The sequence below is a fragment of the Luteimonas chenhongjianii genome (assembly GCF_002327105.1).
Lineage (GTDB): Bacteria > Pseudomonadota > Gammaproteobacteria > Xanthomonadales > Xanthomonadaceae > Luteimonas > Luteimonas chenhongjianii.
In genome coordinates this window covers 797,994-810,310 of the sequence record NZ_CP023406.1, presented here as the reverse complement: position 1 = coordinate 810,310, position 12,317 = coordinate 797,994, and the positions used below count along the sequence as shown (strand labels likewise).

General features: G+C 70.1%; 8 protein-coding genes. 3 read left to right on the top strand and 5 right to left on the bottom strand.

The window, feature by feature from the left end; all coding sequences use genetic code 11:
• Positions 1-14 precede the first annotated feature (14 nt).
• Positions 15-803 carry a thiol:disulfide interchange protein DsbA/DsbL gene (locus tag CNR27_RS03645; protein ID WP_096296980.1) on the top strand — a complete coding sequence of 263 codons (789 nt, stop codon included), beginning with the start codon at positions 15-17 and terminating at the stop codon, positions 801-803.
• A gap of 9 nt (positions 804-812) precedes the next feature.
• Entirely contained in the window at positions 813-1,598 is a 786-nt protein-coding gene (locus CNR27_RS03640; RefSeq protein ID WP_233580240.1) for an endonuclease/exonuclease/phosphatase family protein, read from the top strand.
• 292 nt (positions 1,599-1,890) lie between these two features.
• Here the strand turns inward: CNR27_RS03640 and CNR27_RS03635 are convergent, their stop codons facing one another.
• From CNR27_RS03635 to purT, 4 genes are all read right to left on the bottom strand, one after another.
• Positions 1,891-4,806 (bottom strand): TonB-dependent receptor plug domain-containing protein, encoded by a 2,916-nt coding sequence (locus CNR27_RS03635; protein ID WP_096296979.1) that lies wholly within the window; start codon positions 4,804-4,806, stop codon positions 1,891-1,893.
• A gap of 108 nt (positions 4,807-4,914) precedes the next feature.
• Positions 4,915-6,027, bottom strand: a complete 1,113-nt coding sequence (locus CNR27_RS03630) for a PLP-dependent cysteine synthase family protein (RefSeq protein WP_096296978.1) — start codon at positions 6,025-6,027, stop codon at positions 4,915-4,917.
• 209 nt (positions 6,028-6,236) lie between these two features.
• Positions 6,237-7,415: an amidohydrolase gene (locus CNR27_RS03625; RefSeq protein WP_096296977.1), complete on the bottom strand. Its 1,179-nt coding sequence runs from the start codon at positions 7,413-7,415 to the stop codon at positions 6,237-6,239.
• A 76-nt stretch (positions 7,416-7,491) separates the two neighbouring features.
• Positions 7,492-8,688 carry a formate-dependent phosphoribosylglycinamide formyltransferase gene (gene purT, locus CNR27_RS03620; RefSeq protein ID WP_096296976.1) on the bottom strand — a complete coding sequence of 399 codons (1,197 nt, stop codon included), beginning with the start codon at positions 8,686-8,688 and terminating at the stop codon, positions 7,492-7,494.
• Positions 8,689-8,903: 215 nt separating this feature from the next.
• On the opposite strand from purT, the gene CNR27_RS03615 reads away from it, so the two are divergent.
• Complete coding sequence (locus CNR27_RS03615; protein WP_096300248.1) at positions 8,904-10,868, top strand: lytic transglycosylase domain-containing protein; 1,965 nt, start codon at positions 8,904-8,906, stop codon at positions 10,866-10,868.
• Positions 10,869-11,049: 181 nt separating this feature from the next.
• On the opposite strand, the gene CNR27_RS03610 is transcribed toward CNR27_RS03615, so the two are convergent.
• Positions 11,050-12,264 (bottom strand): CNNM domain-containing protein, encoded by a 1,215-nt coding sequence (locus CNR27_RS03610; RefSeq protein WP_222843126.1) that lies wholly within the window; start codon positions 12,262-12,264, stop codon positions 11,050-11,052.
• Positions 12,265-12,317 lie beyond the last annotated feature (53 nt).

The window sequence follows — 12,317 nt, the reverse complement described above, 5'->3', positions numbered from 1 at the left end:
TCAAGAGAGTCTCCATGAAGATCCGCCACACCCTGCTCGTGATGCTTGCCCCCATCCTTCTCGCCGCCTGCGGCCAGCAGCCCGACCCGGCCGCATCGCCCACGCCGACGGCGCCGAGCGCGGAAACCGCGCCCGCCGACACCATGTCCCCGCCGGTCGCCAGTGCACCGGTCCGCGCCGATGACCGCGCCGAGGCCCAGGAGGCCGCGCCCAACAACAACCCGGTGACCGCGCCGCAGGGCCCGGCCCCGGTTGCCGGCAAGGACTACGTGGAGATTGCGGGCGGCCAGCCCTTCGCCAGCGCCCCCGGCATCGAAGTGGCCGAGGTGTTCGCCTACTGGTGCGGCCATTGCGCCGCGTTCGATCCGCTGGTCAACGCCTGGAAGGCGCGCCTGCCGGCTGACGTGAACTTCGTCGCGGTGCCGGCGGTGTTCAACGATCAGGACCACTTCCCGCGCGCGTTCTACGCATCCGAGACGATGGGCACCCTGGACCAGACCCACACGCCGACCTTCAACGCGATCCACATCGACGGGAAGCTGCGGCCCAATGCCGATCCGGCCGCGATCGCCGCGTTCTACGGCACCCTCGGGATCGACCAGGCCCGCTTCGCCAGCACGATGCAGAGCTTCGCGGTCAACGCCAATCTCGGCCGCGCGCGCCAGTTCGCCTCGCGCAGCGGCGTCGAGGGCACGCCGTCGATGATCGTCAACGGCAAGTACCGGGTGATCGGCGGTACCTCGCTCGAGGACATCCTGCGCATCACCGATCACCTGGTCGCGATGGAGCGCGCGGCGCAGTAAGCGCTTGTCGTGAACGTTCCCGACGCCCCCTCCGATGAGTTTTCGCGCCGGCTCAAGCTGCTGAGCGCGAACATCCAGGCCGGCTCCAGCACGCGTCGCTACAGCGACTACGCGACGCGCAGCTGGTCGCACGTGCTCCCGGCCGGCAAGCGCAACGCGCTCGACGCGATCGCCACGCTGGCGGGCACCCACGACATCGTGGGCCTGCAGGAGGCTGATCCGGGCAGCTGGCGGTCGGGCTTCACCAACCAGACCCATTACCTCGCCGAACGTGGTGGATTCGAGTACTGGACCCACCAGCCCAACCGGCGCGTCGGCGCGGTGGCATCGAGCGCCAACGGGCTGCTGAGCCGGCTCGAGCCCATCGAGGTCACCAACCATGCCCTGCCCGGCCGCATCGGCGGCCGCGGCGTGCTGCTGAGCCGCTTCGGCGAAGGCAACGAGGGCCTGGTGGTCGCGGTGGCGCATCTTTCGCTGGGCGCGCAATCGCGGCATTCGCAGCTGTCGTTCATTGCCGAGCTGCTGGCCGACCATCCGAACGCGGTGCTGATGGGCGATTTCAACTGCACCTCCGACCGTCCGGAGATGTCCGCGCTCTATCGCGGCACCTCGCTCCAGCCGCCGTCGTGCGCGGTGCACACGTTCCCGAGCTGGCGTCCGCAGAAGGCGATCGACCACATCCTGGTCACCAGCAACCTCAAGGCCGCCGGCATGAAGGCGCTGCCGGCCGCGTTCTCGGACCATCTGGCCCTGTCCACCGAACTGCATGTGCCAGACGCCGCGTTGCGGCGCTGAGGGTTCGAACAGTCTGTAGACGGCGGAGCGCAGCGTCCTCGTCGTGCCCATGCGGCCGACTCGCGGATGCCGACCTGCCGCCCTCACCCCAACCCCTCTCCCGGAGGGAGAGGGGCTTCCTTTCGCGGCTCACGGCTCACAGATCGTATTGTGCGTTTGCGTTTTGCAATGACGACGGCTCGCCGATCGAGGGGGAGCCCTGCGACTGCAGTCCTCCCCGCCACTCGGGGAGGGCCGGGCAAACCCGTAGATCGCGTGCGCTTCGCGCGCCGGGGCAGGCGCGCCTGCCGACTCAGAAATCGATGCCCACGCGTGCGTACACGAAGCGGCCGGGCAGGTCGTAGGTCGAGGCGTCGTAGCCGTTGAGGCTGCAGCTCAGGCACACCGGCGGCTCCTTGCCGGTGAGGTTGTTGACGCCCAGCGCCAGACGCGTGCCCTTGAGCCAGGCGGTGTTGTGCCAGGCCAGCTGCAGGTCGTGGTACGTGGTCGAGCCGAGGCCGTTGATATCAAGCGCGCTGTCGTCGCAGATCGGAAAGCCATTGGCGCCGCCGCAGGATTCGACCAGCCGGTCGATGTAGCGCATCGTCCACGCCAGTGACCAGGGGCCGCGGGTCCAGTCGGTGGTCAGGGTGCCGCTCCATTCGGGAATCGCGCTGTTGTTGACCTCGACGCCCGGACGACGCGGCTCCAGCTCCCCGGTCTCGTTGGCCAGCTCGTAGCGCGTGACCCACGTGGTCTTGGCATCGAAGCGCAAGCGGCCCCAGTCGCGCTCGGGCAGCGTCCATGCGGCGGAGAAGTCCCAGCCATCGGTCTTGATCGTGCCGAGGTTGGCCAGGATGTCGTCGAAGCGGATGATCTGGCCGCGCTCGCTGCGGTCGTAGGACGCGCAGGCGAGCGGATCGCGCGTGGCGATGCAGCGATCGAGGATCGCCTGCGCATCGGGGGCCTGGATCGCATCGTCGATGTGGTGGCGATAGAAGGTCACGCCGAGGTCGAGACGGTCCGACCACCACACTTCGTCGGCGAACGACGGGCTCCAGACCGAGCCGATCATCAGGCTGCGGCTGCGCTCGGGTTCGAGCGCGGCATTGCCCGAGGTCACGACCGAGATCTGCGAATTGGTCTGCTCGTAGCCCGGCGGGACCCCGTCCGCGGCGCAGGCCGGCGACGGCAGGGCGGCGCCGGAACACGGATCGACGAGCGTGGCGTCGAAGCGGCTCAGCGTGCCGTAGAGCTCGCCGATCGACGGTGCGCGGAAGCCTTCGGCATAGCTCATGCGCCACAGCAGTTCGTCGACCGGCTGCCAGCGCAGGCCGACCTTGCCGGTGGTCTCGCCGCCGAAGGTCGAATAGTCGGAATAGCGACCGGCGATGCTGAGGTCGAGCGTCTCGCCGAACGCGGTGTCGCGCATCAGCGGCACGCTGAACTCGGCATAGGCCTCGTTGACGTCGTAGTCGCCGCGGGTGATGCCCGAGGGCACGCCGTTGTATTCGCCGGCGACGGTGATCGGATCAGGCGTGTAGCTGCCGTCGTACTTGCGGTATTCGAGGCCCGCGGCGAAGGCCAGTGGACCTGCCCACATCTCGAACAGGTCGCCGGTGACGTTGGCCGAGGCCAGTGTCAGCGCATTGCTGCTCTCGTCGCGGACGATCGGCTGGATGAAGGCGAGCATCTGCGGCGTGATCGTGCCCGGGCCACCGAACAGATTGAGCGGCGTGCATCCGGCGATCCCCGCACATGCGGCCGGGTCGCCCAGCGCTTGGTTGATCCGCCGGATGTTGTAACTGCCGGTATTGGTCTGCTCGGCGCGACTCTGGCTGCGCACCAGGTTCACGTCCCAGTTCCAGGTGCGCACGCCCACCGCGAAGGTGCCTTCGAGGCCACCGGCGGCATACCAGGTCTTGACGTCCTGCCGGTAGCGACGCGGGCCGCCTTCGACCGGACGGCGCCCGAGCAGGAACAGGTTCGGATTGTCGCCCTCGGTGGTGAGGTCGAAGCCGAACGGGTTGAACGGATTGAGCGCCGAGATCGTGAGCGTGCTTTCGGCGTAGGCGTTGTACACACCGGCGTCGGTGCCGAGGAAGATCGGCTCGGGCGCGGCCTGGTTGGCCGAAGTGCGCTCGTTGTAGAGCACGCGGACATGGCCCGAGACCTGCGGCGTGAACTCGAAGCGCACCTGGCCGAACACCGACTTGCGCTCCGACGGCGTCAGCAGCAGGTTGTTGGGCGCGAAGTTGTAGCGGTTCGCGGTCCCGAACCGGATGTAGTCATCGATGGTCGTGCCGCCCGGGAAGCTCGCGTCGTTGGGCAACGTGATGTCGCAGGTGGCCGAACCGGGAATCGGCGCGCCGCTGTCGTCGGTTCCGAGCGGGCACAGACCGCCATAGGTATTGTTGCCGTCCGCAGGCGCAAAGAGGAACCGCCCGCCCGGCGTCGCCGAACTGCCATTCGACAGCCCGGTGCCGGGCACCGGCACGCTGGCATTGGCGAATTTCGACGAAGCGATTTCCCGCTGCTTGTAGTACGAAGCGCCGAGGAACCACTGCGCACGCTCGTTGGTGCCACCCCAGCCCAGGTCCGCGCCCCAGGTGGCGCCCCCGAGACCGTCGTACTCGCCGTAGTGCAGGTCGAGCGTGCCGCCCTCGGCGTCGCGCCTGGTGATGATGTTGACCACGCCGGCGATCGCGTCGGACCCGTAGATCGAGGACGCGCCGTCCTCGAGCACTTCGATGCGATCGACAAGCGCGAGCGGGATCGTGTTGAGATCGACCGCCGACCCCACGCCCGATCCGGAGGACTCGTTGACCCAGCGGATGCCGTCGACCAGCACCAGCACGCGCTTGGCGCCGAGATGCCGCAGGTCGACCGTCGCCGCGCCTGCGCCCACGCCGCCGCCGTCGGGCGGGAAACCGAAGTTGCCGCTGGAATTGAACTTGGTGTTGAGCCCGGCCCCGCTGCCGGTGAGGTTCTGCACGATGTCGGCGATCGAGGTGAAACCGCTGCGATCGATGTCCTCGCGCGTGAGCACCTCCACCGGTACCGCGGTTTCCAGTTCGGCCTTGCGGATGCGCGAACCGGTGACCTGCACGGTATCGAGCGTGCGCGCTTCGGGCTGCTGAGTGGGGGTCTGGGCGGTGGCGGCGGCAGGCAGTGCCAGCAGCAGCGACAGCTGGACTGCGGCAGCGAGGCGGTGTCGAGGCATCGTCATGTGTGCAACTCCGTGGGCGGATGGTGTGCCGGAGCCCCTGTCCTGCCGGCAATTCCTTGTAACGAATCCTTAACCTCGCTGCACCTAGGGTCAACCCCAGCTTGACCGTCAGTTGGCAGCCTCACCCGCCGTCGGCAGTGGAGGCAAAGCCGCGGCCTGCTCGGCCACCGCCCGGACCAGGGTGCCAGCCGCGTCCATGTCGAAGCCTTGGGCGGCGTACCAGTCGTGCGCGTAGTAGCTGTGCGCGTAGCGCTCGCCGCCGTCGCACAGGATGCTGACGATGGAACCGCTGCGCCCCGCCGCGCGCATCGCATGCGCGGCATGCAGCACACCGATGACGTTGGTGCCGGTGGAGCCGCCGACGCGCCGACCCAGACGCGTATTGGTCCAGCGCATCGCCGCGAGGCTCAGGGCGTCGGGCACCTTGAGCATCGCGTCGACGCAGCCGGGAATGAAGCTGGCTTCCGCGCGCGGGCGGCCGATGCCCTCGATCCGCGACGGCGGTGCCGGGGCCGGGTCGCCCGTCGCTTCGCCGACGATGCAGCGTGCGTAATGGGCGAAGAACGCGGAGTGCTCGGGATCGGCGCACAACACCCGGGTGTCGTAGCCGCGGTAGCGCGCGTATCGTCCGATCGTGGCGCTGGTGCCGCCGGTGCCGGCGCTGCAGACGATCCAGCGCGGAACGGGATGGGCCTCATGCGCCATCTGCTTGAAGATCGACTCGGCGATGTTGTTGTTCGCGCGCCAGTCGGTCGCGCGCTCGGCGTAGGTGAACTGGTCCATGAAGTGGCCGCCGGTCTCGCGCGCAAGGCGCACCGAAGCCTCGGCGATACCGCAGGCGCTCGGCACCAGATGGCAGCGTCCCCCGTGGAATTCGATCGCAGCGATCTTCTCCGGCGACGTCGACGACGGCATCACCGCGACGAACGGCAGGCCCAGCAGCCGCGCGAAATACGCTTCCGATACCGCGGTCGAGCCGCTCGACGCCTCGACCACCGTGCTGCCCGCATGCAGCCAGCCGTTGGCCAGCGCATAGAGGAACAGCGATCGCGCGAGACGGTGCTTGAGGCTGCCGGTGGGATGGCTCGATTCGTCCTTGAGGTAGACGTCGATGCCGGGAAAGCCCGGCAGCCCCAACGGAATCAGATGCGTGTCGGCCGAGCGGTTGAAATCGGCTTCGATCTTGCGGATGGCCTGGGCCACCCAGTCGCGCTGTGACATGGGGCGCTCGCGTGGAGGTCGACGCGCCGCATCGGCCGGCGGCGCGGCGCACAGCTTACGCCGGCTGACGGAGGCGTGCCGGGCCGTGTCGGCGATGACCGCGAAGGCGGGGTCTTCCCCTCGCGAGCCCCCTCGGCCAAAGCAGTGGGCGCGTCGACCGCTCCCGGAGGGAGCGGTATCCGCCATCACCCTTCCCCGCGACTTCCGCTTCAGCCCAGACGGCGCCGCACGATACGGTCGAACATGGCGGCCGCGACCGGCAGCAGGCCGTCGTCGAAACGGAACGTCGGGTGGTGGCACATCGCGCTGTCCATGCCGAGGAACATGTAGGCGCCGGGCCACTGCTCGAGCAGATAGGAGAAATCGTCGGAGAACGGATACGCGCGCAGGTCGGTCTTCACGTGATCCGCGCCGAGCACGTCGGCGATCGCCTCGGCCGCCAGTGCAGCCTGTTCGGGCGCGTTGACGCAGGGCGGGCACGAATGCGGAATCTCGAGCGCGATGCGGCAGCCGGAGATCTGCGCGTGGCCCTCGCACAGCGCGCGCAGGCGCTTGAGCAGCTCGTCGTGCACGTCCTTCGACAGCGAGCGGATGGTGCCGCTGAGCGATGCGGTCGAGGGAATGATGTTGTGGGTGGTACCGGCCTGCAGCGAGCCGACGTTGATCAGCGCCGCTTCCATCGGATCGATGTGGCGACCGACGATCGCGGAGATGTCCACGGCCAGGCGGGCCGCGACCTGTAGCGGATCGTTCGCCCGATGCGGCGCGGCGGCGTGGCCGCCGACGCCTTCGATCGCGATCTCGAACACCGCCAGCGACTGCAATGTGGCGCCGCTGCGCACGCTGGCCTCGCCGGTTGGCAGCGCCGGCATGTTGTGGAAGGCATAGACCTCGTCGCAGGGCCAGCGGGTCAGCAGGCCATCCTCGATCATCCGGATCGCGCCGCGCCCGCCTTCCTCGGCCGGCTGGAAGATCAGCACCACGCGGCCGCTCGCCGGCGGATGCGCGACCAGGTGCCGGGCGGTGCCCAGCAGTGCCGCGGTATGGCCGTCGTGGCCGCAGGTGTGCGCCACGCCCGGGCGCTGCGACCGGTACGGCAGCTCGCCCCGCTCGCCGGCGACTTCGTCCATGGGCAGCGCGTCCATGTCGGCGCGCAGGCCGATCGACATGCCCGGCTTGCCGCTGTCGATCACCGCGACGATGCCGGTGACGCCCAGGCCCGTTTGGACCTCGAGTCCGAGCGCACGCAGCTCGCGTGCGACCAGCGCCGAGGTCTTCACCTCCTCGAACCCCAGTTCCGGCCAGGCGTGGATCTCGTGGCGCCAGGCGGTCATCTGCGCCGCCAGCGCGGCGACGGGTTCGGGAATGGCGGGAAGCTTGGCGGTCATGGGAAGGTCCAGCAATAGAAGGGGCTTGCCTGTGCGCGGGGCGCAGGAAGGCGCGACGCTTGCGTCCGGCGCAGGCTCAGCGCAGTTCGACGCCGATCGCGGCGGCGGCGTCACGGGCGATGGTGCGTGCAGCGTCGACGTCGCCTGCACGCGCCAGCGTCACGCCGACCCGGCGCTGGCCGTCCACCCGCGGCTTGCCGAACAGCCGCACCGCGCTGTGCGGTGCGCGCAGGGCGACGTCGACATTGGAGAACACCGGCACGCCGGTGCCCTGCGCGAGCAGCGCGCACGAGGCGGCCGGGCCGGCCTGCAACACCACGCCGTCGGCGTCCACCGGAACCGGCAGGCCGAGGATCGCGCGCGCATGCAGGGCGAACTCGCTGAGTTCCTGCGAGGCCAGCGTGACCAGGCCGGTGTCGTGCGGGCGCGGCGAGACCTCGGAGAACCAGACCTCGTCACCCTTGACGAACAACTCCACGCCGAACACGCCACGGCCGCCCAGATCATCGGTGACCGCGCGCGCCACCTCGCGTGCGCGCTGCAATGCCGCCGGCGACATCGCCTGCGGCTGCCAGCTCTCGCGGTAGTCGCCGGCGATCTGCACATGGCCGATCGGCGCGCAGAACGCGGTGCCCCCGGCATGGCGCACGGTCAGCAGGGTGATCTCGTAATCGAAGTCGATGAAGCCCTCGACGATGCAGCGCCCCGCACCGGCGCGGCCGCCGGTCTGCGCGTAGTCCCAGGCCGCATCGATGTCGGCCTCGCTGCGCACGGTGCTCTGGCCCTTGCCCGAGGACGACATCACCGGCTTGACCACGCAGGGCAGGCCGACCGCATCGATCGCGGCGCGGTATTCCTCGCGGGTGTCGACGAAGCGATAGGGCGAGGTCGGCAGGCCGAGGGTCTCGGCGGCAAGCCGGCGGATGCCTTCGCGGTCCATCGTCAGCCGCGTGGCGCGCGCGGTCGGCACGACATTCAGGCCGCCCTGCTCCAGCGCGACCAGAGTGTCGGTGTGGATCGCCTCGATCTCCGGCACCACCAGATGCGGCTGCTCGGACTCGATGAGCGCGCGCAGCGCGGCCGGATCGAGCATGTCGAGCACATGGCTGCGGTGCGCGACCTGCATCGCCGGGGCGTCGGCGTAACGGTCGGCGGCGATGACCTCCACGCCGAAACGCTGCAGCTCGATCGCGACCTCCTTGCCCAGCTCTCCCGAGCCGAGCAGCAGCACGCGGGTGGCGGAGGTGGAGAGCGGCGTGCCGAGAGTGACCATGGATGCGGACCGGAAGGACTGGGGTCGCCATTCTAGTGGGTGACGCACCGGACCCTGGCCGCAGCCGCGCCCTCGGCCGCTGGCCCTTTCGCGGGCATGAGCCGCCTGGGTCCGACAGGCATGCGCGCCGGGAGCCGCGACAGCCGTGCACGCCTGCACGGCGCTTCAGGCCGCCTTCGCTATAGTCGGTCGCCGCTCTCGACATGCCGATGCCGATGCCGCCGACCCACCGTGTGAACCCGCCGACATTCCGCTCAGTGCTCACGCGCGCACTGCTGCTCCTGTTCGCACTGGGCCTGCCCCTGGCCGTCTGCGCGCAGGCGCCCGACGACGCCGCGTTCCGCGCCGCGATGCAGGCCGCCGAACGCGGCCAGCCGGTCGACCCGGCGATGCGGAGCCATCCCGCGGCCGCCTGGCTGGAGTTCGCCTCGCTGCGCCGCAATCTCGACACCCTGCCGCTGGCGCAGGGGCGCGACTTCATCGCCCGGCACCAGGGCGCGCCGGTCGCCGAGGTGTTCCGCGAAGCCTGGCTGCGTGCGCTGGCCAAGCGCGAGGAATGGGCCGCGGTGCGCGAAGCCTGGGCACCGGGCATCACCAATACCGCGTTGCGCTGCATCGAACTCGACGCGCGCGCGCGCACCGGCGCCACCGACGCCCAGTGGACGCGCGATGCCCAGGCCCTGTGGCGCAGCACCGGCGCCTCGCTGCCGAACGAATGCGATGCGCCGCTCGCGACGCTCGCAGCGCGCGGCGGCCTCGACGATGCCCTGCGCTGGGAGCGCTTCGACCTGGCCGTCGCGGCGCAGGACGTCGGCGTGATGCGCAGCATCGCCCGTGGCCTGTCCGGCAGCCAGCAGGCCCTTGCGGAGGACTACGCCGCCTTCATGCAGGCGCCGCACGACCGGGCGCTGCAGTGGCCGAAGACCGCGCGCAGTCGTCTCGTCGCCTCGCACGGCCTGGCGAAATACGCCAAGGACGATCCACTGGGCGCCGAGCGCCGGCTGCCGGCGCTGGCGGAGGCGCTGGGCTTCGGCGAAACCGAGAACGGCCGCGTGCTGTACCAGGCCGCGCTGTGGACCGTGGCCTCCTATCTGCCCGATTCGGCGCGGCTGCTCAACCGCGTGCCCGAGAGCGCCTACGACGAACGCCTGCACGAGTGGCGCGTGCGCGAAGCCCTGGCGCGCAAGGACTGGGCGGCGGCACTGGCCGCGATCCGCAAGATGGGCCCGGCCCAGCGCAGCCAGTCGCGTTGGACCTGGTTCCAGGCGCGCATGACCGAACTCACCGGCGATCGCAGCGGCGCCCAGCCGCTGTTCCGCGAAGCGGCGAAACAGCCCGATTTCCACGGTTTCCTGGCCGCCGACCGGCTGGGCCAGCCGTATGCGCTGTGTCCGCTGGACTTCTCCCCCTCGAGCGATGCGCGCGCCAGGGTGGCCGCCGATCCCGCCCTGCTGCGCGCACTTGCGCTGTACCGCATCGACCGTCCTGGCTGGGCGGCGCGCGAATGGGCCGACGCGCTCACCCGCTTCGACGACACCCAGCGACGCATCGCGGTGCAGGTCGCGCAGGAAAGCGGCTGGTACGACCGCGGCGTTCTGGGGCTGGGCCGCCAGCCGGAGGAATCGCGGCTCTACACCCTGCGCTTCCCGCTGACCCAGCAGGCGCTGATCGAACGCGAGTCGCAGCGGCACGGCCTCGACCCCGCGTGGGTCGCGGCGGAGATCCGCGCCGAGAGCACGTTCAATCCCAATGCGCGCTCGCCCGCCGACGCCCGCGGCCTGATGCAGGTGATGCCGGCGACCGGCGCCGCGGTCGCGCAGCGCCTGGGCCTGCCCTGGAGCGGGCCCGAGGGCCTCTACGACCCGGCCACCAACGTCGCGATCGGCACTGCCTACCTGCGCGAGAAGAAGGACATGTACCAGCTGCCCTATGTCGCCATCGCCGCCTACAACGCGGGGCCGACACCCACCGGCCGATGGCTGGCGCAGCGTCCGGACATGGACCCCGACATCTGGATCGAGACCATCAGCTATCGCGAGACGCGCGAGTACGTCGCCCGCGTGCTGGCCTTCAGCGTGATCTACGACTGGCGGATGTACGGCAAGGCCGCACCGCTGGATGCACGCATGCGTGGCACCAGCGACGCCCGTACCCGGACCTTCGCCTGCCCGGCCAGCTGACGCGCCTTGCCGCGCGGCACCGGCGTCGTGGCGTCGCCCTCTTCAGTCGCGCGAGGCGTATACGGCCGGACACGGGGTCTGCGGGACAGATGGAGAGGGTCACGGAACTCCCCGGGCTCCGCGCGGCGCGCGGCCACCCGCGAGTTTTCGCGCGACTGATGCGCAGCCCGGCCCCGACCGCTCAGCCTTGAGCGCCGCCCGGATTGGCAGGGTCCGATCGATCGTGTTCGTGATCGCCGGGCGAGACCGCCAGTCCGTGCGCGGCGGCGCGCTCCTCCCAGCGACGGCGTGCCAGCCGCTGCATGTCGTCGACGCGATCGCTCTCGTCGACGATCTCCTGGCCGAGCAGCGTCTCGACCACGTCCTCCATCGTCACCAGCCCGCGGGTGGCGCCGTATTCGTCGACCACCAGCACGATCTGCTGGCGGCCGTCGAGCAGGAAATCCAGCAGCGCGGTCAACGGCATGCCTTCGGGCACGCTGCGCAATTCGCGCGCCAGTGGCCGCAGCGGCCCGCCGCCCTCATCGCGGGCCTCGGCCTGTAACAGTTCGGCACGCAGCACGAAGGCATCCGCATCGTCGATGTCCTGCCGGTATATGGGGATACGCGAGAACGGCGCGACGCGTGGATCCGCAAGCGCCTGCGAGACCGTGGTGTCGTCGCGCAGCGCGGCCACCACCGGGCGCGGGGTCATCACGTCTTCGGCGCGCAGCTCCGCCATGCGGAACAGGTTGCGCAGCACCCGCGATTCGCGCGGCAGGATGTCGCCGCTCCGTTCGCCCACGCCGGCCATCGCGATGAACTCCTCGCGATTGAAGACATGCGCCCGGCGCCCGCGCGAGATCAGCCGCGTCAGCATGTCCGACAGCCGGATCAGCGGGTACAGCACCACGATCAGCAGGCGCACGAAGCTGGCCACGGGCGCGGCAAGCTGCCGCCAGTACTGCGCGCCGAGGGACTTGGGCACGATCTCCGACAGGAACAGGATCAACAGGGTCGCCACTGCCGAGAACACCCCCACCCACGCGCTGCCGAACGCGTCGGATGCCTTGGCTCCGGCGCCGACGGCGCCGGCGGTGTGGGCGATCGTATTGAGGGTGAGGATCGCGGCCAGCGACTGGTCGATGCGGTCGTAGCGCAGCGTCTTCAGCGTGCCGGCCAGATGCGGACGCTCGGCCCGCAGGTGGGCGATGAACGACGGCGTGATGCTGAGCAGCACCGATTCGGCGATCGAGCACAGGAAGGACAGCACGATCGCCAGGCCCAGATAGACCAGCATCAGCGTGATGTCGAGGACGTCACCCGAGCCGGCCGTCGCCGTCGCTGCCGCCGCGGGTAGCGGCAGGGCCAGCAGCAGACCGAACCACCGGGGCGCCGGGCGTGGCGGGACGGGCACGGGAAATCCGGCTGACGGCGGGCCAGTCTAGGCGGCCGGATGTGCAGCGCATG